Origin of the sequence: Nocardia sp. NPDC003269 (assembly GCF_042888005.1) — a bacterium.
Taxonomy (GTDB): Bacteria; Actinomycetota; Actinomycetes; order Mycobacteriales; family Mycobacteriaceae; genus Nocardia.
This window is the reverse complement of sequence record NZ_JBIAPA010000002.1, coordinates 1,248,725-1,272,223: the sequence shown is the minus strand read 5'-3', so window position 1 is coordinate 1,272,223 and position 23,499 is coordinate 1,248,725. Positions and strand designations below refer to the sequence as shown.

The following is a 23,499-nucleotide window of genomic DNA, read 5'->3' as shown; positions in this document are numbered from 1 at the left end:
CAGATCACGCCTCGGCCAGCAGGGCCTCGCGTTCGGACGCGGGGCGTTTCGGGCAGCTGGTGCACATCTGGCAGCCCGGTACCTCGTAGACGAGGCAGCAGGACAGGCGTTTGACGAAGGTGCGCTCGCCGACGGTGACGAAGCGCGGGGCGAGCAGGCGCGCGCCGACCTCGCCGGCCAGCCGGGTGGCGGCTTCGGGCGCGCCGGCGTCGAGCGCGCGGTTGCCGATCGCGTCGGTGACCACGGCCCACAGCGCGGGCACACCCGCACCGGAAACGGCGGCGACCTGCAGGATCACCGCGGTCAGGGTCTCCCGCAGGGCGGTGCCGACCGCCTCGGTGGCGGCGTCGCGGTCGGCGGGCGAGGCGAGCGCGACCCTCGACCGGAAGCGCACGTGCTCGACGCCGCCGTCGGGGCGGATCTCGCAGTCGAGCTCGTCCAGCGCAGCGATCGGGGCGGGGACGCCCGCGGCGTAGGCGGTGGTGATCTGGTCGACGAGCGCGGAGGCGACCATGCACCACCACAGCGTGCCGCCGACGCGCGGGGTCTCGGTGCCCCACGCACGGCTCATCTCGCCGATCCGGTCCGCGACCCACGCGGGATCGGTGAGCAGGCGTCCGGGGACGGTGCTCACGACATCAGGGGACTGCGCAACCATGGCCAATCGACTCCGATCCACCCTGAGACCATCGAAAATGTGCCGAGCACCCACAGCGTCGCGACGACGAGGGCGAAGGTGGCCACCGCGCCGAGGATCTTGATCGTCCACCCGCGTGAGGTGTACCAATCCATGACGATCCGGTACTTGCCGCGCACCCAGGTCAGGGTGTGGTGGGCCCAGACGAACTCGGTGGCCAGGATGCCGAAGCCCGCGAACACCAGCGCCCAGCCGGGTCCCGGGTACGGGATCGTGACGATCCCGATCAACAGCACCAGCCCACCGACCACGCCGACGGCGATGCGGTAGCCGAGATTCAGGGTAGGGCGGTGCTCGATGCTCGCCCGGAAGGCGCGCCAGCGGTGTGTGGAGACCCGCTCGTCCGCCGACGCCCCGGCGGTGGAATCCGCCGGGGCGTCGGTGGTCGGGGCGGTCGGCTTGCTCGTCATCGTTCCAGCCTACGAGCCGCCGATGCCGGAATCACCCCGTGACCGGGGCCTCGTCCCGATCGTCGATGGTGCGCACGCCCTCGGCGGTGACCTCGATCACCCGCGCGCCCGCGATGTCGAAGAACAGTCCCGACACCGCCAGCCCGCGTTCGGCGACCGCGCGGCGCACGGCCGGATGCCGGTGCAGCGTCTCGAGCTGCACGGCGACATTGACCATCCCGAGCTGGTCGACCTCGTCGAAGCCCGCGGCCCGCGCCGCCACCGCGACCGGATGATCGGCCCGGAACCGGTCCAGGCTCGCCTCGGCGTGCCGCAGCCACGAGCTCAGCCCGCCGTCGGCCTCGGCGCCCCGGTAGACCGCCTTCATGGCGCCGCAGGCGGAGTGCCCGCACACCACGACCGAGCGCACGGCGAGCTCCTCGAGCGCGAACACCAGCGCCGCCTCGACCGAGTCGTCCCCGGTGGTCGGCACGAGATTGCCGACATTGCGGACGGTGAACAGGTCACCGGGCCCGCTCGAGGTGATCACATTGGGCACGATCCGCGAGTCCGAGCAGGTGAGGAAGAAGGAGTCCGGGTCCTGCCGGTCGCGCAGCTCATCCAGGTGCGGGCGCACCACGTGGGCGTGACTGCGGTGGAACGCCGAGACGCCCGCGGTCAGCGCGTCGCTGCCGGACTTCTGGTGCCGCCACGGTCCGAGCAGCTCGTCCCAGGTCGCGCGGCCGAAGCCGCGGGCGGGCGGGGCGCCGACGGTGTCGGCCATCCTGGCGCTGCCGATCTCCACGAAATCGACACTGCCGCCGCCGCTTTCCTGCTGGTGCTGCCAGCTCTCGATGGCCTCGAAGGCGGCATGGTCGAGGAAGTCGACCGTCATCTCCACGGTGACGTCGGCGCCAGGGGGCACCTTGCCGAGTTCGGCGGACAGTTTCGGCAGGGCCAGGAAGGTGCACGACCCATCGATGCGGACCAGCCAGCGCTCGCCCACGGGCAGCGGCGTCGCCGCCACCTGTACGCGCACCACGCGCCACAGCAGCAGCCCGAAAGCCAGTGCGAGACCGATGATCACGCCCTCGAGCAGGTTCAGGAACACCACGCCGAGCACGGTGACCAGGTACACCAGCAGGTCGCCGGTGCGCCGGGCCAGCCGGATGTGGGCCAGCTTCACCAGCTGGATGCCGATGACGATGAGCAGCCCGGCCAGCGCGGCCTTCGGGATCTGCTCGACCAGGCCGACCAGGGCGACCGAGAACAGCAGGATCCAGCAGCCGTGCAGGATCGTCGAGGCGCGGCTGCGCGCGCCGGCCTGCACATTGGTGGCGCTGCGCACGATGACGCCGGTGATCGGCAGACCGCCGACCAGGCCCGACAGCACGTTCGCCGAACCCTGGCCGACGAGCTCGCGGTCGAAATTGGTCCGCGGACCGGTGTGCATCTTGTCCACCGCCACGGCGGAGAGCAGGCTCTCGACGCTCGCGATGAGGGCGATGGTGAGCACCATCATGGCGATCGCCGACCAGTTCCCGGACGGCAGCTCCGGCAACTGCAACGCGTCGAAGAGCGAGCCGCTCAACACGATCCGCTCCACCTCGGCGGGCAGCACCATCGACAGCAGGGTGCCCGCGACGACCGCGACCAGCGGACCGGGCACCGCGCGAATCTTCGGCGGCAGGTACTTCCAGCCCAGCATCACCACGATCACGACGGCGCCGACGAACGCGTCACCGCCGTGCAGCGACAGCAGCTGGCCGGGCAGCTCGATCAGATTGCGCCAGGCGGTGCTGTGCGAGGAACCACCGAGCAGCACATGGACCTGCTGCAACGCGATGGTGATGCCGATCCCGGCGAGCATCGCGTGCACCACCACCGGCGCGACGGCGAGCGCGGCACGGGCGATCCGGCTGAGCCCGAACAGGATCTGTAACACGCCCGCGGCAACGACGATGAAACAGGTAGTTCGCCAGCCGAATTGGGCGATGGATTCGGCGACGACGACGGTGAGGCCCGCGGCGGGGCCACTGACCTGCAGCACCGAACCGCCGAGCACACCGGCGACGATGCCACCGATGACCGCGGCGACGAGACCGGCGGCGACCGGGGCGCCGGAGGCGACGGCGATGCCGAGCGACAGCGGCAGGGCGACGAGGAAGACCACGATCGAGGCGGGCAGATCGTGCCGCAGCAGGGTCTGCCGCCAGGACGGCGGCGCGGGTTCGGGCGTGGGCGCCGCCGATGCGGCGGGTGGAGCTAGGTCGTTCGCGACAGACATGGTTCTCCTTCGGCGACGCGGCGCGCGGCCGTGGTCGATGGACGATCTACGTGTCGTGCGCGGTCGGTCGACCGCGGAACAGCTTCCCGTGATGAAGCGACGAGAACCCCGGTACGTCGGCGAACCGGGGTGAGGTGCCAACCACCGTATTGGTAAAGACTTGGCAAAACCAGTGTGCCGCACGAAGAGTGGGTGTCGCCATAACCGCAGGCCCGGTGTGGTGTGACCCACACCGGACCCGGGCGCTCACACCGGTTCGGCGGCGACACGGCGGTGACTGTCGTCGAATTCGGCGATCCCGTCGGCGGTCACCTCGATGACCCGCGCGGTCGCCAGATCGAAGAACAGACCCGACACCACGACCCCGCGCTCCGCGATCCCGTCGCGCACCGCCGGATAGTCCATCAGGGTCTGGACCTGCCGGGCGACGTTCACCATGCCCAGCTGGTCGACCGGGCCGAAGCCCGCCCGCCGGGCCGCCTCGGCCACCGGATGCCCCGCGTGGAACGCCGTCAACGTGGGCGCGGCGTGCGCCAGCCAGTCGTCGAGACCGGGACCCGCCTGGACCTGCGCGTACAGCGCTTCCATGGCCCCGCACCCGCTGTGCCCGCACACCACGACCGCACGCACGTCGAGCTTGTCGAGCGCGTAGATCAGCGCCGCTTCCACCGAGACGTCGCTGCCGCCGACCGGCACCAGATTGCCCACGTTGCGGACGGTGAACAGGTCACCGGGCCCGCTGCTGGTGATGACATTGGGCACGATGCGGGCATCGGCGCAGGTGAGGAAGAAGGTGTCGGCGTCGGGACGGTGCCGCAAGCCCGCCAGGTGCGGGCGCAGCAGGTGCGCGTGCCCGCGGTGGTAGGCCGCGATGCCGGCCGCGATCGGGTCGACGCCACCGCTGCGGCGCCACGGCCGGATCGCCTCGTCGACCGCCTTGCGGGCGTGGCCGTGCTCGGGCGGCCCGTCGTGCGCGCGCGCCATCCGCGCGGTGCCGAGTTCGACGAAATCGACCGTGCCGCCGCCGGATTCGCGCGCGTCGGCCCACTCGGAGAGCAGCTCGCAGGCGGCGTGGTCGAGGAAGTCGACGCTCAGCTCCACCGTCACGTCCACGCCGGCGGGCACTTTCGCCAGTTCACTGGTGAGCCGGGGCACGGCCAGGAAGGTGCAGGTGCCGTCGATGCGCACCAGCCAGGTGCCGTCGGTGCGCGGCGCCGCGGCGATGGTGAACTTCACGACCCGCCACAGCAGCAGCGCGAACGAGGCGATCAGGCCGATCACCATGCCCTGCAACAGATTCAGCGAGACGACGGCCACCACCGTGACCAGGTAGACGTAGATGTCACCGGTGCGGCGGGCGCGCTTGATGTGTGCCAGCTTCACCAGTTGCACGCCGATCAGCACCAGCAGCCCGGCCAGCGCGGCGGTCGGGATCTGCCGGACCAGGCCGACCAGCGCGATCGCGAAGACCAGGATCCAGCAGCCGTGCAGCACGGTGGCGGCCCGGCTGCGGGCGCCCGCGTTGGCATTGGTGATGCTGCGGACGATGACGGCGGCGATCGGCAGGCCGCCGAGCGCGCCGGAGGCCATGTTGGCGGCACCCTGACCGAGCAGTTCGCGATCGAAGTCGGTGCGCTGCTGGGGCCGCATCTTGTCGACGGCGACGGCCGAGAGCAGGGTCTCCACGCTGGCGATGAGCGCGACGGTGAGCATGGTGAGCGCGATCGGGACCCAGCCACCGTGCGGCAGCGCGGGCAACCCGATGCCGTCGATCAGCGAGCCGTCCAGGCGCACCCGGTCCACCGTCAGCGGCAGGACCAGCGAGACGACGGTGGCCACCACCACCGCGACCAGCGGGCCGGGCACCACCCGGACGCGGCGCGGCAGGTACTGCCAGCCGATCAGGATGGCGATCACGAGCAGCCCGACGAACAGGTCGCCCTTGTGCACCGACATCACCTGGTTGGGCAGTGCCACGATGCTCGCCCACGGCGAGCTGACGGTGGTCCCGCCGAGCAGCACGTGTACCTGCTGCAGGGCGATGATCACGCCGATCCCGGCGAGCATGGCGTGCACCACGACCGGGGCGATGCCGAGCGCGGCGCGCGCGATCCGGCTGAGCCCGAACAGGATCTGCAGAAGACCGGCCCCCACGGTGATGAAACACATGGCGGCCCAACCGAATTGCTGGACGGCACCGGCGACGACGACGGCGAGACTGGCGGTCGGCCCGCTCACCTGGACCGACGAGCCGCCGAGTAACCCGGCGACCACGCCGCCGATCGCGGCGGCGATGAGTCCGGCGACGACGGGGGCGCCGGAGGCGAGCGCCACCCCGAGGGAGAGCGGCAAGGCGACGAGAAACACCACGAGTGATGCTGGAAGATCTTGCTGAAGAACAGCTTTCAGCGAATGGCCCGGATCATTGTCGGTCATCATTCTCCTTCGCCGGGGCCGCTCGGCTCCCGGTTCATCGGTCGAACATGCACTGGCAATTGATGCTGAGCTGCGAGCGAACGGCGGCGGAACGGCACTGCTCGAAGAGAGACTCGACCCGAGACACAGGGTCCGGCCAATAGTAAAGAACTACCCAAGCGTATGGAAAGTTCTCGAGGCGAATGGGACGAATCGCGACTCAACTGTGACGTGCACCACATGCAATACGTCCGGGCCCGCTCCCCCTGCCGGCCGGAACGATCAGGAATCGAGAAGCGCCGTGCCCGGGGTCGGTGGAAACATCGTTTCCGCAGACCAGACAACGAAAGGGTTCCCGATGACCAGCACCTGGGTACGCCGATCCCACCGGTGGCTCGCCATCGCTTTCACCACGATCGTGGTCCTCACGATGGTCGTGCTGGCGCTGAGCGGACCGGAGTGGGTCTCCTATCTCCCGCTGCTCCCCCTCGCCGGACTCTTCCTCTCCGGCAGCATCCTGTTCGTCCGGTACTACCGCGCCAGGGCACGGCAGGCAGCGGCGACCGGCGGGCGCGCCAATGCCCGTCGCCTGCATCGCTGGTCGGCCGCGGTCTTCGTGGTCACCGTCGTCGCGACCGTCATCGCCCTCTCCCTGCCGGAGCCGATCGTCTGGGTGTCCTACCTCCCCCTGATCCCCCTCGCCGGACTGCTGTTCTCCGGCCTGTACATGCTGGTGGCGCAGCGACTTTCGGCCCGGCGCCGCGTCGCCGCCTAGGCTTCCTCTATCGACGTCATGCCCTCGGCACAGGAACTACCCTTTGCCGCACACGCATGGGTCGAAGCAGACGGCGAGCTGGTCGGTGAGCCGGGCGGGATGGACACCTACCGTCGGCTGATCGTCGTCGGCCGACAGGGGGACGTGAGTGACGATGTCGGTTGACAACGATAATCCGCCACCGAGTAGCTCGTGGCTCCGCAGAGTCGGTGCGCTGCTGACACTGGTCGCACCACATCGGGGCTCGTTGGCGGGCGCGACCGCCCTTCTCCTGGTGGGCACCGGGCTATCACTGGTGCAACCGCTCCTGGCCGGGCAGGTCGTTCGTGACGCGGTCGCGGGTGAGGCGATCGGATGGTCACTCGCGGCGCTGGTCGGGGCCTATTTCCTCTTCGCGGTGACAGACACCGGCGGGCACTACATCCTGGAGCGATCCAGCGAGTCGATGCTCTTGACGGTGCGCAGTCGGCTGGCCGGGCATCTGCTGAGATTGAGAATTCCCACCCTCGAGTCGCTGCGGGTCGGGGACCTGATTTCCCGCGTGACGCTCGATTCGACGGTGGTTCGCAACGCCATCGGTTCCAGCCTCGTGCAGCTCCTGACAGGCGCGATCACCCTGGTCGGCACGATCGCGGTGATGATCTACATCGACTGGCTGCTGTTCTCGATCGTCATCGCCACCGTTTCGGTCGCCGCGGGCGCGATGTTGCTGGTCATGACGAGAATCGAGAAAGCTTCGACGCAGTTGCAAGCGAGCGTCGGCGCGCTGTCCGCGGACATCGAACGAGCACTCACCGGGGTGCGCACCGTCAAGGTGAACAATGCCGAGGACCGTGAGCACGAACATCTGACCGAGCTGGCCGAGGTCGCGTTCGCCGCCGGCATGCGTGCCGCCAGGCTGAAGGCGCTGGGAAATCCGGCCATGCATCTGGCGGTGACCGGGTCGTTCGTCGTCTCACTCCTCGTCGGTGGTGTCCGGGTGGCACATCACCAGATGGAGTTGAGTGGTCTGGTATCGATGATGCTTCTCGCCATGAATCTGCTGATCCCGGTCAGCGACCTCTTCAACGGATCGGTCGGGCTGCAACAGGCGCTGGGCGCGCTCAGCCGGATCCAATCCACCCTCGACCTGCCTTCCGAGGAGGTCGACGACGTCCGGCGGAACGACGCCGAACCGGCGAGCACAACGTGTGCGGAGCGCGCCGACGACAGCGATCACGCGCTCGAGTTCCGGGATGTGCGCTTCTCCTACGATGAGCGGACCATCCTCGACGGAGTGTCCTTCGCGGTACCACCGGGCGGCCATGTCGCGCTGGTCGGGCATTCGGGCGCGGGAAAGTCCACGGTCTTCTCGTTGGTGAGCAGGTTCTACAACCCGAACGGCGGTGACATCCTGCTGGCCGGTCGGTCGTATGTCGATCAGCCGCGTCGAGCTTGGCGCTCGGAAATCAGTCTGCTGGAACAGAACGCGCCGCTGTTGTTCGGTAGCCTCCGCGACAATGTGACCTATCGACAGCCAGGTCTCACCGACGATGATCTGCGGCGCGCGATCGAGCTGGCCGGCCTGGCCGATCTCGTCGCGGGGCTACCCCGTGGCCTCGACACCCCGGTGGGTGAGCACGGTGTTCTCCTCTCCGGCGGCGAACGGCAGCGAGTGGCATTGGCACGGGCATTGATTCGGCGGCCCGTGCTGATGATGCTGGACGAGCCGACCGCGATGCTGGATGCCGAGACCGAGCAGGCGTTGAACGTGACGATCCAGTCCGTGCGGAAGGAGTGCGCGCTGTTGGTCATCGCGCATCGCCTGCCCACGATTCGTGAAGCGGACACCGTCGTGTTCCTCAAGGAGGGACGGATCGTCGACACCGGCCCGCACGACGACTTGGTTGCCCGCAACGGTGACTACCGGCAACTCGTCGGCGCGAAGGTCTGACCTGCCCGGGCCCGGGTGGGCGACGTCGGTCTCAGCCGATGTCGACCACCCGCGCCCAGGCGGGAGGCAGATCCGGAACGTAGTCCGGGTCGGACTCGCTCCACGCGCCCGGCCGGCGGAACAGCCCGACGATCGTCCGGCACGGCGGACGGGTGGCCGGCCACGGGGTCTGGCCGTCGGTCAGGGCCACCACCACGTCCGGGTGGGTGCGCAGGGCCGCGGTGAATCCGGTGCGCAGATCGGTGCCGCCACCACCCATCAACGTCATGCCCTCGGCCCGGCACAGCGGGTCGGCGATCCAAACCGCGGCGTCGCACGACAGGACGGTGACCAGGTCGCGGCGGCCGCCGACCGCGCGGGTGATGGCGGCGACTTCCAGTAGCGCGCTGCCCAATTCGACATCGCTGACCGACCCCGAGGTATCGATGACGACCGCGACCCGAGGGGGGATGCGGCGCAGGCTGGGCAGCACCACCCCGGGCAGCGCGGCCGAGCGCCGTGCGGGGCGGCCGTAGGTGTAGTCCGCGCCGACGCCCGGGGCCGACGCCGCCGAGCGGAGTGCGGCGCCGAGCAGGTCCCGCCACGGCTGCGGCGGATGCAGAGCCGCCTCGGCCCACCGCTGCCATCCCTGGGGCGCGTCGCCCGGCCTGCCGACGATGCCCTGCGCCACCCGGAAGCGGACCGCGTCGCGTTCCTGCTCGCTGAGGCCGTCGGCACCGTCGGGACCGAGTTCCCAGACCCGGTCGAGTCCGTCGGCGCCGCTGCCGCAGTCGAGCCAGGCGAGGTGCTCGGTCAGCCGTCCCAGCCGGAACTGACCGAGGTAGTCCTCCATGAGCTCGCCCGCGGGCAGACCGAGGTCAGCGGGCAGGACCGCCCCCGCCGGCGTGACGAGACCGTCACCGAACGCGTCGTCGTTGATCTCGGCGTCGGCGGCGATGTTCATCCGCAGGCGCTCCGCCGCACCGGTCAGCTCGTGCGCGCGAGCGTAGCGATCGCTGCGCGCGTGATGATCGCGCAGCAGGTGCGACACCTCGTGCACCAGGATCGAGGCGAGTTCTTCCACCGGAGTACCGGCCACGAACGCGGGTGAGACATAGCAGCGCCAATACTTGTCCACCCCCATCGTCGGCACCTGCCGGGACTCGACGATGTGCAGCGCGTACAGGGCGGTGGCCAGGTAGGGCCGCGCCGACACCGCGAACAGCCGTGCGGCATACAGCTTCTCGTGATCCAGCACAGTCGTCATCGGCGTGCCCCGGTGACGCGGGCCGTGGCCTGCTCGGCCTGACGCGACACCGAGACGGAGCCGGCGAGGTGCTCGATCGCGGCCGGGATCTCCCAGTCGTCGCGGCGCAGGGTGGCCAGCGTGGTCGCGGGGACCACCACCAGATCCGGCGCCCCGGTCGCCACGGCTCCGGCCAGCAGCGCCCACGCCGCCTCCCAGCGCGCCTTCTCCGGGCGCCTGCGCACGGCGGCCACGACGGCGTCGAGCACGGCTTGGCGCAGATCGCCCCGGGCGGGCAGCGCGGCGGCCGCCGGATCGGCCAGCAGCACTTCGGGATCGGGCAGGTCCATCCGGTCGATGCTGGTCAGCAGCTCGAAGCCGGGGCCGTCACCGACGGCGCCGCGCACCAGGGTCGACAGCACATCGCGGTCGGTGCCCGCCGCGGTGGCGAAGGCGATCAGCCGGACGGTCATCTCCCAGCTGCGCGGCGACGGCCACGCACCGCCGCGCCGGGTCTCGGTGGTCGGCAGCTGGTGCACCAGTTTCGGGCGGCCCGCGAGCAGCTCGCACACTGCGCGCCGCGCGAAAGCCACTGCCTCCGGCAGTTTTTCGGGATTCAGCCGGGGCAGCGTCGCCCGCGGCCAGGTCCCGCCGAGGCCACGCACGACGACCTCGTGGTCGTGCGTCCACTGCAGGTGCACGAAGCGGTTGGCCAGCGGCGGGCTCAGTTCCCAGCCGTCGGCGGCCGAGGAGCGCGGGTTGGCCGCGGCGACGATGCGGACACCGGGCGGCAACTGCAACGAGCCGATCCGCCGCTCGAGCACCAGCCGCAGCAGGGCGGCTTGCACCGCGGGCGGTGCGGTCGACAGTTCGTCGAGGAACAGCAGACCGCGCCCGGCCCTGACCAACTGCACCGCCCAGTCCGGCGGCGCCATCGGCACGCCCTGGACCGCCGGATCGTCGCCGAGGATGGGCAGGCCCGAGAAGTCCGACGGCTCGTGCACACTCGCGATCACGGTGGTCAACGGCAGGTCGAGCGAGTCGGCGAGCTGGGTCAGCGCGGCGGTCTTGCCGATCCCCGGCTCGCCCCACAGCAGCACCGGCAGATCGGCGGCGACGGCGAGGGTCAGGGCTTCCAGCCGGGTATCGGGGCGTGGTTCGGTCGTCGTCGCGCCGAGCAGGGCGAGCAGTTCGTCGGCGACGCGGAGCTGGGTGCCGGTCGTCGGACGCGGCGGGAAAAGGGTACGCACAGTCATGGGGAATCACCTCGGGGTCGAAGAGGAATGGGGAGTCGCGCGCAGGTCCGGCGGTGGCGCCCACGTCGTTGTCGGACGGCGGTCGTCCAGACGATGGGTGAGCGCGGCGCGGGCCTGCCGCGTGCGGGTCAGGAGGTTCGGGTGTGACGCGGATGCGCCGCCCGCGCACTGCGGGGACGCGGGGCGGACCGGTCGAGACCGTGGCCGGGCGCGGACAGCCCAGCCCGGAACAGGCCGTAGGTGATCCGCCGCCGCACGGCGGATTCCAGTTCGTCGCGCAGCGGTCCGTCGCGCAGCTGCGCGCCCGCGCCGAGCAGGCCCTCGACCACGGCCAGCGCGCCGTCGGTGTCGCCGTGGTCCAGCCGCTCCCGGATACCGGCGAGGCGGTCGGGCCGCCGATGCGCCGCGTCGATGGCCCGCAGGCACGGCAGCGCGGTGCCGGTCAGCGCGACCAGCAGTTCCTCCCGCCGGATTTCGGCCGGGTCGTGATCAAGCGCGGCGAGCGTACCGTTCACGAAGCCGATCCGGTGCCGCGCGCCCCGGCATTCGACGATCCGCGGGCCACCGGCGTCGGGATCGCGGTCCGGGCCGACCGATCTGCCGTCCGGGTCGAGGGCCGCGGTGACCAGAGGATGGAGCCGATCCGCGGTGATCGCGCCGGCACGCAGCAACAGCAGATCGGGGAGGATCCAGGTCGCGGCATCGGGCAGCACCGGAAGCGCGGATTCCGCTCCGCGCGTGTGGTTCCGCGCGATCCGCGGCAACGGTTCGGCGTCGAGCACGCCCGATGCCGCGGGCTCCTCACTCAGATCGAGGACCATCCGCTGACGGGCGCCGTAGCGCACGAGAACCAGACCGGCGGGTGACCGCTCGGCGCGCAGCAGGATCGCGGCCTCGGCGGCCCATCGACCGACCGCGCATCCCTCCGACTCCAGGGCTGTCCACGGCCCGTTGTCAGCGGTGGATTCCGTTGTCCCGGTGGGCATCCAGCGTGCTGCCGGGCCGGAGCCAGCGCCGGATCGGCCCGGCAGTTCGCCGGTCCTGCGCGCGTCCCACAGGTGCCGGTGCAGATCGAGCCGGAAGCGCCGGTGCGGCCGGGCGTGCGGGTGCGGGCTCGTTCCGGAACCGTCCCAGAGCGCGAGCGTGATCCGCTGCCCGGCCTCGGCCCACGCCGGTGCGGTCCGCACCACCAGGTGCACGAATCCGTCACTGCCACCGGAGGTTTCGGTGCTCGGATAGCGCGCCAGGGTGATCGTCAGGCCCGGCCGGAGCAGTCCGTCGGGTGCGACCCTGGGCAGGTGCCAGCGCAGCAGGTCCGGTGCCAGGTGACGCAGATCGGCGCGCACCCGCGCGGCGAGTTCCCCGCCGTGGGTCCGGGCGAGCGCGCGGAGATCGATGTCGATGTCGACGTGGGCCGCGGCGCAGGCTCCGACCCAGTCGCCGACGCGCCGCCGTGCGGTGGCGCGATCGATCATGGTGGGTGGTACCGCGAATTCACGGACCCGCAGCCAGCAGGCGAGGCGGGCAGCGTCACCGGGTGGGCCGGACGCGCGCGGATACTGCGGGATTTCCGCTCGATCGAGCGGGAGGGAAGCCGGTGCGATGACCGGCAGGGGGCTCAACGGCCCGGGCGCCGAACGCCCTTTCGACTGGATGTCATGTGCCCAGTATGCACATCGCCGCCCGGCTCGACAACGCGAGGGCCGGGCAGGCGGGCGCCGACCGGAGGTCGCGCGCCCGCCTGATCCGCAGGTCGCGGTGCGAATTACCGCCCGTCGGCGGCCGCCAGCGCGGGCTCGGCGGTCGGCGCGCCGATCTGCGGGTAGGTCGGGTACTCGATGCCCGAGATGTACTGCACGGTGCGCACGACCTGGCACGAGTAACCGAACTCGTTGTCGTACCAGACGTAGAGGATCGCGGTGTCGCCCTCGACGATCGTGGCGTTGGCGTCGATGATCGACGCCGCGCGCGAGCCGATGAAGTCGCTCGAGACCACGTCGTTGGCGGCGGTGTAGTCCAGGTTGCGGCTCAGCGGACCCGCCAGCGAGACCTGACGCAGGTACGCGAGCACGTCCTCCTTGGTCGTCTCCTGCGCGAGCTGCAGGTTCAGGATCGCCACCGAGACGTCCGGCGTGGGCACCCGGATCGAGTTACCGGTGATCTTGGCCTTGAAGTCCGGCATCGCCTTCGCGACGGCGGACGCGGCGCCGGTCTCGGTGAGCACCAGGTTGAACGGCGCGGACCGGCCGCGACGGTCGGCCTTGTGGTAGTTGTCGAGCAGGTTCTGATCGTTGGTGAACGAGTGCACCGTCTCGACATGTCCACGCAGGATGCCGAATTCGTCGTCCATCGCCTTGAGCGGCGGCACGATCGCGTTGGTCGTGCAGGAGGCGCAGGAGAAGATCTGCTGGGACAGGTCCAGGCTGCGGTGGTTCACGCCGTGCACGATGTTGGGCACATCGCCCTTGCCCGGCGCGGTCAGCACGACCTTGGCGATACCGGGACGCAGGTGCTGGGACAGACCGTCGCGATCGCGCCACCGGCCGGTGTTGTCGATCAGGATGGCGTTGTCGATGCCGTACGCGGTGTAGTCGATCGTGGTCGGATCATCGCTGTAGATGAACTTGATGACATTGCCGTTGGCGGTGATCGTGTCGTTGTCGGTGTCGACCTTGATGGTGCCGTTGAAGTGGCCGTGCACCGAGTCCCGGCGCAGCAGCGAGGCACGCTTGGCCAGATCGTCGTCGCCGCCCTTGCGCACCACGACGGCACGCAGGGTCAGCCCGTTGCCGGAGCCCGCCTTCTCGATGAGCAGCCGGGTAACCAGCCGACCGATGCGGCCGAAGCCGTAGAGCACGACATCGCGCGGGCCCTGCGGCTCGGCCTTGTTGCCGTCGATCACCTCGGCCAGCACGGTCGCGGTGAACTCCGCGATGGACAGTCCGCGGTCGTCGGCGCGGTAGGCCATCACCAGCTGACCGAGGTCGATCTTGCACGGCCCCAGGTCCAGCTCGCTGAGCGCCTGCAGGAAGGGCAGGGTCTCGTCGACGGACAGTTCCTCGCCGGCGATCTGCCGCGCGAACCGGTGCGTCCGCAGGATGCTGATCACCGACTTGTTCACCAGCGACCGGCTGTGCAGCAGGATCGTCACGCCCGTGCCGCGGTACAGCGTGCCGATGATCGGGATCATCGCCTCGGCGGCGGCTTCCTGAGCGTTCCAGCGGTCAAGTTGTTCGGTGGTCACCACACGTCCTCAGGTTCTCGTTGACAGTCACCATCGATGCTAAGGAGCACCGCGTTTTCACTGCGACCGGCTCCCCATCAGTGAGGTTTCCGCCACTCCGCCGGCCACGACGGCATCACGATGCCAGGGCGTGGCGAAGTCGTCGAGACCGGCCCCGGCGTCGGCAGCGGGCATTCAGCCACTCGACCCTTGACTAACAATACGGGTAGACCCGTATTGTTAGTCGCATGAGTTCACCCGCTCCGGTCGGGCGCCCCCGCGATCACCGCACGCACGCGGCCATCCTCCACGCCGCCGAAGAGCTCGTCGTCGAGATCGGCTACTCGGCAACCTCGATCACCGGTATCGCCGCGCGCGCCGGTGTCGGTAAGGACGCGATCTACCGACGCTGGACAGGGAAGCCCGAAGTCGTCTACGAGGCGGTGTTCACCCGCGTCGACCTGGGACCGGTACCCGACAAGGGCACAACGCAGGCCGACGTCACCGACCTGATCGACGCCTTGATCGACGAGCTCAGCGCACCCGCCGCAGCCGCCGCGTTCCCCGGCCTGCTCGCCGACTTCGCCGCCGACCCGAGACTGCGCACCGTACTGCGTGATACGTTCCTGGCTCCCGCGAGGACGCGGATGGGCGAGATCTTCGAACGCGCGCGGGCGCGTGGCGAGGTGGGCGAGGACGTCGCGATCGAACTCGTCCTCGACGCGATCGCGGGCACGATCTTCTTCCACCTCGGCGTCCTCGGCGAACCACCGACACCCGACCTCGCCGCCCGGCTCGGCAGAATCGTCACAGCCGGAATCGGGCCGCGATGAACGGGTACCTGCTCACCGCCGGCCTGCTCACGACGGTCGTGTCGGCGATCCATCTCGTCGGCGGGCATTTCGATCCGGTGCGACCGCTGCTGGCCTGCTCGCTGGCCGATGTCACGAAGCGGACGCTGCACGCGGTGTGGCACATGGTCAGCGTCGACCTGCTGGCGACCACGGCGACCCTGCTCTCCTTGGCGTGGTGGCACCCCGCCGGGACCGAACTGGTCGCGGCCCTGACTGCGGCGCGGTTCGCGGGATACTCGCTTGTGTTCTTCGTGATCGCGCTACGCATGCCGGACCGCGCCCCCTTGCTGCGGTTGCCGCAGTGGATCCTGTTGGCGCCCATCGCGATACTGGCCGCGCTCGGCGCATCGTAGACCTCGACGAGCAGGGCCTCGGGCGTCGGCGACGGGATCAGCCGGGTCCGTGTTCGACCGTCACCGCGCGATGGCATCGACGGCGCGGGCGGTCCGGTGCGGATCGTTGGCGATGATGGCCTCGACCAGGTCGGCGTGGATGGCGACCCGCTCGACGAGGTAACCCTGGTCGTCGTCGGCGGTGGCCTGATCTGGCTGACTCGGCAGGCCCTGCACGTGCGCCATCGCGCTCAGGTACACGCTCTGGGCGAAGGGGTTCCTGGCGATATCGGCGATCCGTCGGTGCAGATCCCAGTTGTCCCGCATGAACTCGCGCGGTCGGTCGCGTGCAGCCACATCCGCGCGATGATCCGTCGCAGGTCGGCGGCGTCCGCCGCCGTGCGATGCCGCGCGGCATCCACATCGACCGCTTCCTGACGGAGGAGCAGCAGCGCGTCCTCCGCGCGCTCGTCGACTGCTATCTGGACCGGCTCCCGACGGAGGCCGCGCGCCGCCACCGGCGAGCTGTCCGCGACCGTGGCCACCGCCGACGACTACGGAATTGTCCAGTTCCGTTCACACGGCAGTCGCGGCAACAACAGCGCGGCTGTGTCGGCCAGCGTCGTGGCGATGGCATCGGTGTGCGTAGCGTTGAAAGCGGCCACGAATCGGCGCGCGGCGCTCGTGCACCCTCGTGGCGCGCACGCTGTCGCCGCGGGTGCAGAGTCTGATCGGCTTCCGCTCGCAATACCCGAAGGGCACCGCGGGCTTGTGGATGAGCGACTACCACGAGCTCTCGGACTACCTGGGCCTCTGAGCGGTCCCCGAGCGGCACGCATTCTGCACGAAAATGGCGAAAGCGACATCTGGACTCCCCCAGCCACCCGCGCCTCGACCGAGCCCTCACCGGCTCCGGTCCTATTCGGGCAGCCCCGCGTGACCGAACCACGCCTCGACGACACCGCAACACTCCCGTGGCGTTTGTCGAAGTAGGGCACGGTTTCCAGCACAATCAAGCGATGCTCAAGTGGGTGAGCGCCGCTGGCGCACGAGCGCGAATGAAGTCGACCGCGATGCGTGCGCGAATGGACCGGGCGGCACTGAGTCGCCGCACAGGTCGGATCCGATTGTTCGCCGCAGTTGGGCTCATGCTGGTCGCCGGACTGGTCGTGGCGTTCGCTGCCTACGGGCTCCTTCGCTGGATTACGCCTGTCGATAAGGCCAAGGCCGCGGCCGAGATCGACGTGACCAGGATGGCGTTGACGGTTGTGGCGGGTGTGGGTGGTGTGGTCGCGCTGGTGATCGCCTACAGACGCCAGCGTGATCTCGAGCAAGGCCGGTTCGTGGAGCGCTTCGGTGCCGCAGCGGCCCAGCTCGGGGCGACCGACGTCGCCGTCCGAATCGCCGGGGTGTACGCGATGGCCGGCGCCGCCGACGAATCCGAGGGCCTACGCCGCCAACAGTGCATCGATGTCCTCTGTGGCTATCTGCGTCTGCCCTATGACGCCGAGCACGGCGCCAGTGGCCGGACCAAGTTCGTGGTCAAAGCGCCCCGCGTCGAGCACGGGCGAGTTCGTGGGGAAACCGAGGAACACATCGAGTATCGGCAGAATGACAGCGAGGTCCGGAAGACCATCGTGCGAGTGATTGCCGATCGCCTGCGACCGGAGGCCGAATACAGTTGGTCGGCAAGCGACTTCGACTTCCGCACCGCTCACCTCGAAGACGCCGACTTGAGCCGTGCGGCATTCTCCGGCGCCGCGAGGTTCGCCGAGACAACGTTCACCGGTGCCGCGACGTTCGAAGGCGCAACATTCACCCGTAGCGCCATCTTCGAAGACGCGACGTTCACCGGCTTCACCACCTTCGACGAGGCGACCTTCACCAGCGCCGCAAACTTCAGTAAGGCGACGTTCACCCGCGTCGTCTCCTTCGACGGGGTGACGTTCAACGGTGACGCGATCTTCGACAAGGTGGCCTTCACCAGCAGCGCCACGTTCAACAAGGCGACGTTCACCGCCGACGCCACCTTCGAAGGGTCGACGTTTACCGGGCTGTCCGTGTTTCAGGGGGCGACGTTCAGTGACGCCACATTCGACCGGGCGACGTTCAGCGATGGCTGGTTCACCAAGGTGATCTTCACCGGCGACGCCAGGTTCGAAGAGGCGACGTTCATCGGCTTCGCCAAGTTCGACAGGACGACGTTCACCGGCGACGCGACGTTCGACGAAGCGACGTTCACCAGCTTCGCCAAGTTCGACGAGGCGACCTTCACCGGCAACGTCACGTTCCACGATGCGACGTTCACCACCAACGCCACGTTCGAAGAGGCGACGTTCGCGGGCATATCCAGTTTCGTAGCTGCCGACTTCGGCTCGGGGCGAATAGCCTTCACCCGGCCGCGGCAGTGGGGTCCGCCTCCGCCGGTGTTCGATTGGGGCGATGATGGCGTCGGGAAGCCGAACAATGTCGAACCACGAATTTGGCCGCCCGTCGCGAGCACCATGAACTCCCCACGCGTATGCGACCGCACAGCAGTCGAGAATTGATCGCTCTCGACCACACCGAGCTGGGTCTAGGGGTATGCGGGCTGGCCGTTGGCGCCTCCTGCGTGCCGCGGCCTAGGGACTGATCTGCCATATCGTGGGTCACGAGCTATGCCGCAGCCCGTAGATCGGTCGGCGCTGCCGAGCTCTCGGGATTCTGCAACCGCCCCACGTGGCAGGTGTCGCCATGACTGCGGCGCTCGGCGAGCCAACTCGCAATCCGCACGTCGAAGGCTAGAGGTGCGCCGGACGCGCGCGATATCGATCGCACCGCGTGCAGGTCCGCCACATAGGCGACTACGTTCACGTTCGTCGAAGTCGGCCGCATTTCTGCACGCATTATGCACGAAAAATGGCTGGCCGACACGGGAAACCATGTCTGACCAGCCATTATGTGTGGTCCCAGCTGGTTTCGAACCCGCCAACACTCAGTCGCCGAAACCGGCCCCTACCTCGATAAAACTTGGCCCGACCAGGGCGATCGCGCACCGCCCCGCCCGAGCACGCGTAGGCATCAATGGGCAGGATTGGGCTGCGCTATTGCACGTATATTGCACAAACGACCGAACCGGCTCGAGGCCGGCCGGGTCGCGGATGCGAGATCTTTAGACGGGGATGACCGTGTCGAAGTGCTCGTCCGCGGAGGCGATCCAGGCGGCGGTGGCACCGACGCGGAGTCCGAGGCAGTAGACCCGGTCGTAGTCGGTGAGGCGGCGTGCGGTGTAGTCGAGCAGTCGGTGGGCCAACCCGGTGGGTCCCAGGGTCGCCGTGAAGCCCAGGGCGTTCGATGGCTTCGACTAGCGGGATTCGCGCACTGGCGCAGTGGCCGCGTCGTCGATTCCGGTCCACGGGACGAAGTCCGGTATGTCAGCAGGGACGCGCCCGGGGAAGTCCGGGCGGCGCCGTTGGAGGAACGAGGTGATGCCCTCGACCGCGTCCGCACTGTCGACCAGTCCCCCGATCAGCTTGGAATCCAGTGCGTGTGCGGGGTACGGGCTGTCGAAAGCGCTCAGCCGCAACAGCATCTGCCTCGTCACCGCTACCGACACCGGCGAGGTGTGCTCGATGAGATCCTGTGCGTAGGCCCGGGCGGCGGGCAGGACCTCGTCGGGCTCGACAACCTGGTGGACGAGCCCGCCGGCCAGCGCTTCGGCCGCGGGAAACACCCGCCCGGACAGCATCCAGTCCATCGCCCGCCCCATACCCACGACGCGCGGCAGATGCCATGCCGAGGCGCCCTCGGGGAAGAATCCGCGCCGGGTGAAGACATAGCCGAAGCGGCTGTCGGTGGCGGCGATGCGATAGTCCGCGGGCAGGATGATGGTCGACCCGGCGCCGACGGCGGCACCACGGATCGCGGCGATGACAGGTTTGGTGCACTCGAAGATCCGGCGCGAGCACTGCCCGGCGGGTTCGAGCCAATCGTCGTCGACGTCGCCGCCCGGTGCACCACCGGACAGGTCCATACCGACGCAGAAGTCGGTTCCCTCACCGGTCAGGATGATCGCGCACACGTCCGGGTCGCGGTCTGCCACCGTGAACGCCTCGCCGAGTTCGGCGGCGATGGTCAGCGTGTATCCGTTGCGTTGCTGGGGGCGGTTCAGGCTGATGGTGGCGATGTGGTCGCACACCGAGTACAGGATCTCTTCGTAGGCCATATCGTCCTCGGAGGTGGTCGGTGGATTCAGGAAACGGGCAGCAGGTCGGTCGTCGCCAACGCGGTCAGGCGTCGGCCCGCTTCGGTGTACTCACGCGTCAAACGTTCGATCAAGGACGCCACGGGCACGACTTCGTCGATCGTCCCGATCCCCTGACCCGAACCCCAGATGTCGCGCCAGGCCTTGGCATCGGTGTTGCCACCGGAGCCGAAGTTCATCGCCGAGGGGTCCGAGACCGGCAGATTGTCCGGGTCGAGTCCGGCCGCGATGATGCTGCCGCGCAGATAGTTTCCGTGCACGCCGGTGAACAGGTTCGTGTAGACGATATCGGCGGCCGCTGACGAGGAGATCTGCTGTTTGTAGGCGTCCGCGGCGTCGGCCTCCTCGGTGGCGATGAACGCCGAGCCGACATAGGCGAGGTCGGCGCCCGCGGCCTGGGCGGCCAGGACCGAGCGCCCGTGTGCGATCGCGCCGGAGAGCAGGAGCAGGCCGTCGAACCATTGCCGGATCTCGGAGAGCAGGGCGAACGGCGACAAGGTTCCCGCGTGTCCGCCGGCGCCGGCGGCGACCGCGATCAAGCCGTCGTACCCGGCCTCGGCGGCCTTGCGGGCGAACCGGTTGTTGATCACATCGTGCAGGACGATGCCGCCATAGGAGTGGACCGCGCCGACGACCTCGGACCGCAATCCGAGCGAGGTGATGACCACCGGCACGCGGTGTTCGACCACCGCCGCGAGATCGGCTTCCCAGCGGGTGTTCGACCGGTGCACGATCAGGTTCGCGGCGTAGGGCGCGCCGGAGACCGCCTCGCCGATCTCGGCCAGCCAGTCCCGTAGCGATTCCACCGAGCGCGCGTTCAGGGTCGGGAACGATCCGATGACGCCGGAACGCGACTGTGCGACAACCAGCTTCGGTTTGGAGATGAGAAACATGGGCGCCGCGACCACGGGCAGGGTGAGCGAGCGCGCGAGTTTCGTGGGGTCCAGCACGATATTCCTTTCCGGCACGACTATGCCGACGTAGTGGGAGCGGCAGGGGCCTGCCCGCGGACCTTGCGCCCGGCGGGAAGGAAACATCCTGTCCCCCAGTCGGTTCCGAGACCGTCGGCGAACTTTCCATCGCGGTAGACGATGCGGCCGTTGACGATGGTCGCCGCTACGGCGCGATCATTGCGGTTGACCATGCGGCGCAGGCCGTTGTACTCGGGGACTTCCTGCTCGGCGAGCTCGTGCACCTCACCATCGAGCCCCTGCGGGTCGACGATGACGATGTCGGCGCGGTCACCGACGCGCAGGTGGCCTGCGTCGAGGTCGAACCAGTCGGCCAGCTCGCCGGTGAGCCGATGCACCGCGTGTTCGAGGGTGAGGAACGGCTGAGGCTTGCCCTGCGACGACTTGACGCGTTCGAGCAGCCGCAGGTGATAGTTGTAGAAGGCCATGTTGCGCAGGTGCGCCCCGGCGTCGCCGAAGCCCATGTGCACGTGCTTGTTGGCGGCGAGCTTGTCGGCGTACGCGGGGCGGTGGTTGGCGATCGTGGTGCGCCAGCGGATCTTGCGGCCGTGCTCGACGACGAGGTCGAGGAAGGCGTCGACCGGATGGATACCGCGCTCGTCGGCGAGTTGCCCGAAGCTCTTGCCGATGTGGCCGGGGTCGGGGCTGTCGACGACGGTGGCGTCGTAGAGGTTGCGGTGCCAGATCTTCGGGGTGAGCTTGTTCTCGTAGTCGCGGCGGAACCAGCGCCGATACTCCTCGCCGCGCAGCAGTTCGTTGCGCTCCACGTGGTCTTTGATGTCGAGTGCGGCGGCGCCGGAACCGAACTCCTCGAACACGACGAGGTCGATACCGTCGGCGTACACCGTGAACGGCACCGGCAGGTGCTGCCAGCGGAATTCGCCGTTGAGCAGGCGGTTGATGATCGGCGCGCCGTACATCATGAAATACACCAGGGGCGGGTAGGCCTTGGAATCGGCCGCCGCCAGCAGCGAGACCTTGAGCCGCTTGCGCCGGAACCGGCCACCCGCGGCGAGGAAGAACTTGGGCAGATTGGGCGTGAGCGAGATCTCCGGGGTGCTCTGCAGGATGCGATCCCGTTCGCGCAGGACCTTGTTGAGCGCGCGGAACTCCCGTCGCTTGACGAACGTGGTCGGCAGCGAGCGGGATCGGTACAGGTCGCCGTCGAGTTTGTCGATCCAGTTGGTGGTGGCCGACATACCGACGAATCCGGCGTCGAGCGCTTCGCCCAGGATCGCGGTCATCCGGTCGAGTTCGGCGGCGGTGGGCTTCGCTTTGTCGTCGACTGCCCGGTCCATCCCCATCACGTGGATGCGCATGTCGGACTGGCCGAGAAAGGTCGCGACGTTCGGTCCGAGGTTCAGGGCATCGATCGCGGTCGCGTACTCGGTCGGGGTCGACCAGGTCCGGTGCTCGTCCAGGGTGCCGATGACGATCTCGCGCGGCACTGCCTCGACGCGGCTGAAGATGTCCGCGCACTCGACATTCGAGGCGAGAATGGTGGTGAGCGAACAGTTTCCGATGATGGTGGTGGTCACGCCGTGACGGAGTGACTCGGTCAGCGCGGGGGCGGCGAGCATCTCGACGTCGTAGTGGGTGTGGATGTCGACGAAGCCGGGCATCACCCACTTGCCGGCGGCGTCGATCGCCTCCACAGCAGAGGTGTCGTCGAGCGGCCGGGAGCTGACCTCCACGACCTCACCGTTCTTGATGCCGATATCGGCGACGCGCGCCGGCGCTCCCGAACCGTCGAACCAGATCCCGTCGCGGATGACCAGGTCGTAGCTACCCACACCGGCCCCTTTCGTGCTTCATTGCATGTCGTACAGGTCAAGGATCGAGCATTGACGTAGCAGGACAACTGGCAACTACCTGAGCCTTTGCTACATCCGCAATTGACGATACTTCACGTAACATGTAAAACCATGCACTAGTGAATGTGAAATTGCAACACCGTTCCGGCTACGGGACCGAAAGGGCGCACATGTCGAGCACCACTCCCGTACCGAGGCGGTTCCGGTCGAACACGGCCGAACTGGAAGCGCTGACCTGGGGTGATCCCGGCGCCCCAGCGGCTCTGCTAGTGCACGGGTTTCCCGACAGCGCCTGGACCTGGGAAGTGGTCGGGCCCGCGCTCGCCGCGACGGGCCGGTATGTCGTCGCTCCCTTCACCCGCGGCTACGCCCCCAGCTCCCTGGCCACCGACGACGACTACTCGATCGGCTCACTGGTCAACGACATCGTCGTCATCCATCGCGCCATCGGAGCCGACAAACGGGCGATCGTGGTCGGGCACGACTGGGGCGGTGCGATCGTCAGCGCCCTGACCGCGGCTCACCCTGAGCTGTTCGACCGCAGCGTGCTCGTCGCGATCCCACCGCTGGCCACGGTCAAGGCATTGTTCGCCCCGTCGCGGCTCCCCCGGAACTTCCGTCGGCTCACCCGGCAGGCCCCGCGCAGCTGGTACATGACAGTGGTCTCCCTGCCCTGGCTTTCCGAGGTGATCGGTGGATGGTTGATCGACCGGCTGTGGCGGACGTGGGCGCCGAACGCGACGACGACCCGCTACCGCGAACTGGGTTCAGCAGCACTCGCGGGCCGTGCGCGCCGGCGTGCCGCATTCAGCTACTACCGGGCCGTCTGGAATCCGCTCTACCGGCGCGCAGCCGCCTACCGCTACGAGCAGCTGGCCGCGTTCGCCGCGCCACGGGTACCGACGCTGTACCTCCAGGGTGCCGAGGACACGTGCGGTCTGGTCGACACCGGCGCCGACGCACTCGAACACCTTCCCCTGGGCAGCCGTCGGACCATCGTCCCTGCCGCGGGCCATTTCGCGCATCTGGATCAACCCGATCTCGTCACCCGGCACATCATCGACTACGTCGGCAGAGGAGCCTGA

General features: G+C 68.9%; 20 protein-coding genes. 7 read left to right on the top strand and 13 right to left on the bottom strand.

Translation table 11 applies throughout. The annotated features are described in order from the left end of the window. Positions 1–4: 4 nt before the first annotated feature. The 4 genes from ACFYWJ_RS16240 to ACFYWJ_RS16225 all read right to left on the bottom strand — a co-directional run bounded on the left by ACFYWJ_RS16240 (position 5) and on the right by ACFYWJ_RS16225 (position 5,812). A complete protein-coding gene (locus ACFYWJ_RS16240) occupies positions 5–634 on the bottom strand; it encodes a (2Fe-2S)-binding protein (RefSeq protein ID WP_355277373.1) in 630 nt (209 codons plus the stop codon). Next, complete coding sequence (locus ACFYWJ_RS16235; RefSeq protein ID WP_355277376.1) at positions 631–1,107, bottom strand: TIGR02611 family protein; 477 nt, start codon at positions 1,105–1,107, stop codon at positions 631–633. The genes ACFYWJ_RS16240 and ACFYWJ_RS16235 overlap by 4 nt, the downstream gene beginning before the upstream one ends. A 31-nt stretch (positions 1,108–1,138) precedes the next feature. Then, on the bottom strand, positions 1,139–3,373 hold the full coding sequence (locus ACFYWJ_RS16230; RefSeq protein WP_355277379.1) for a bifunctional SulP family inorganic anion transporter/carbonic anhydrase: 2,235 nt from the start codon (positions 3,371–3,373) through the stop codon (positions 1,139–1,141). Between the two features lie 246 nt (positions 3,374–3,619). After that, positions 3,620–5,812, bottom strand: a complete 2,193-nt coding sequence (locus tag ACFYWJ_RS16225) for a SulP family inorganic anion transporter (protein WP_355277382.1) — start codon at positions 5,810–5,812, stop codon at positions 3,620–3,622. Between the two features lie 334 nt (positions 5,813–6,146). On the opposite strand from ACFYWJ_RS16225, the gene ACFYWJ_RS16220 reads away from it, so the two are divergent. From ACFYWJ_RS16220 to ACFYWJ_RS16210, 3 genes are read left to right on the top strand one after another with little or no spacing between them, the layout of a single operon-like run. Next, positions 6,147–6,563, top strand: a complete 417-nt coding sequence (locus ACFYWJ_RS16220) for a hypothetical protein (protein WP_355277384.1) — start codon at positions 6,147–6,149, stop codon at positions 6,561–6,563. A gap of 18 nt (positions 6,564–6,581) precedes the next feature. Next, positions 6,582–6,728 carry a lasso peptide biosynthesis protein gene (locus ACFYWJ_RS16215; RefSeq protein ID WP_355277387.1) on the top strand — a complete coding sequence of 49 codons (147 nt, stop codon included), beginning with the start codon at positions 6,582–6,584 and terminating at the stop codon, positions 6,726–6,728. Next, a complete protein-coding gene (locus tag ACFYWJ_RS16210; RefSeq protein WP_355277390.1) occupies positions 6,718–8,496 on the top strand; it encodes an ABC transporter ATP-binding protein in 1,779 nt (592 codons plus the stop codon). The genes ACFYWJ_RS16215 and ACFYWJ_RS16210 overlap by 11 nt, the downstream gene beginning before the upstream one ends. A gap of 31 nt (positions 8,497–8,527) precedes the next feature. Here ACFYWJ_RS16210 and ACFYWJ_RS16205 read toward each other — a convergent pair whose 3' ends face one another. From ACFYWJ_RS16205 to ACFYWJ_RS16190, 4 genes are all read right to left on the bottom strand, one after another. Continuing rightward, positions 8,528–9,742: a VWA-like domain-containing protein gene (locus ACFYWJ_RS16205; RefSeq protein WP_355277393.1), complete on the bottom strand. Its 1,215-nt coding sequence runs from the start codon at positions 9,740–9,742 to the stop codon at positions 8,528–8,530. Next, positions 9,739–10,977, bottom strand: coding sequence for a MoxR family ATPase (locus ACFYWJ_RS16200; RefSeq protein ID WP_355277396.1), 1,239 nt, complete (start codon positions 10,975–10,977; stop codon positions 9,739–9,741). Before ACFYWJ_RS16200 ends, ACFYWJ_RS16205 begins: the two co-directional genes overlap by 4 nt. A 128-nt stretch (positions 10,978–11,105) precedes the next feature. Then, entirely contained in the window at positions 11,106–12,452 is a 1,347-nt protein-coding gene (locus ACFYWJ_RS16195; protein ID WP_355277399.1) for a hypothetical protein, read from the bottom strand. A gap of 290 nt (positions 12,453–12,742) precedes the next feature. Beyond that, positions 12,743–14,221: a glyceraldehyde-3-phosphate dehydrogenase gene (locus tag ACFYWJ_RS16190; protein WP_355277402.1), complete on the bottom strand. Its 1,479-nt coding sequence runs from the start codon at positions 14,219–14,221 to the stop codon at positions 12,743–12,745. Between the two features lie 227 nt (positions 14,222–14,448). On the opposite strand from ACFYWJ_RS16190, the gene ACFYWJ_RS16185 reads away from it, so the two are divergent. Together ACFYWJ_RS16185 and ACFYWJ_RS16180 are read left to right on the top strand one after the other, a co-directional pair. Beyond that, positions 14,449–15,033: a TetR/AcrR family transcriptional regulator gene (locus tag ACFYWJ_RS16185; RefSeq protein ID WP_355277405.1), complete on the top strand. Its 585-nt coding sequence runs from the start codon at positions 14,449–14,451 to the stop codon at positions 15,031–15,033. Beyond that, a complete protein-coding gene (locus ACFYWJ_RS16180; RefSeq protein WP_355277407.1) occupies positions 15,030–15,407 on the top strand; it encodes a hypothetical protein in 378 nt (125 codons plus the stop codon). Before ACFYWJ_RS16185 ends, ACFYWJ_RS16180 begins: the two co-directional genes overlap by 4 nt. A 60-nt stretch (positions 15,408–15,467) precedes the next feature. Here the strand turns inward: ACFYWJ_RS16180 and ACFYWJ_RS16175 are convergent, their stop codons facing one another. Further along, on the bottom strand, positions 15,468–15,743 hold the full coding sequence (locus ACFYWJ_RS16175; protein WP_355277409.1) for an FCD domain-containing protein: 276 nt from the start codon (positions 15,741–15,743) through the stop codon (positions 15,468–15,470). A 662-nt stretch (positions 15,744–16,405) separates the two neighbouring features. On the opposite strand from ACFYWJ_RS16175, the gene ACFYWJ_RS16170 reads away from it, so the two are divergent. After that, positions 16,406–17,935, top strand: coding sequence for a pentapeptide repeat-containing protein (locus ACFYWJ_RS16170; protein WP_355277411.1), 1,530 nt, complete (start codon positions 16,406–16,408; stop codon positions 17,933–17,935). Between the two features lie 602 nt (positions 17,936–18,537). Here the strand turns inward: ACFYWJ_RS16170 and ACFYWJ_RS16165 are convergent. Genes ACFYWJ_RS16165 through ACFYWJ_RS16150 form a run of 4 tightly spaced genes read right to left on the bottom strand, consistent with a single transcriptional unit; the run spans position 18,538 to position 22,393 of the window. Further along, entirely contained in the window at positions 18,538–18,678 is a 141-nt protein-coding gene (locus tag ACFYWJ_RS16165) for a hypothetical protein (RefSeq protein ID WP_355277412.1), read from the bottom strand. A 51-nt stretch (positions 18,679–18,729) separates the two neighbouring features. Next, entirely contained in the window at positions 18,730–19,590 is an 861-nt protein-coding gene (locus ACFYWJ_RS16160; RefSeq protein ID WP_355277414.1) for an enoyl-CoA hydratase-related protein, read from the bottom strand. Positions 19,591–19,616: 26 nt separating this feature from the next. Next, on the bottom strand, positions 19,617–20,579 hold the full coding sequence (locus ACFYWJ_RS16155; protein ID WP_355277416.1) for a nitronate monooxygenase family protein: 963 nt from the start codon (positions 20,577–20,579) through the stop codon (positions 19,617–19,619). 20 nt (positions 20,580–20,599) lie between these two features. Beyond that, the gene (locus tag ACFYWJ_RS16150) at positions 20,600–22,393 is read right to left on the bottom strand and encodes an amidohydrolase family protein (protein ID WP_355277417.1); all 1,794 of its coding nucleotides are present in this window, start codon (positions 22,391–22,393) and stop codon (positions 20,600–20,602) included. Positions 22,394–22,584: 191 nt separating this feature from the next. On the opposite strand from ACFYWJ_RS16150, the gene ACFYWJ_RS16145 reads away from it, so the two are divergent. Beyond that, positions 22,585–23,499: an alpha/beta hydrolase gene (locus ACFYWJ_RS16145; protein WP_355277419.1), complete on the top strand. Its 915-nt coding sequence runs from the start codon at positions 22,585–22,587 to the stop codon at positions 23,497–23,499.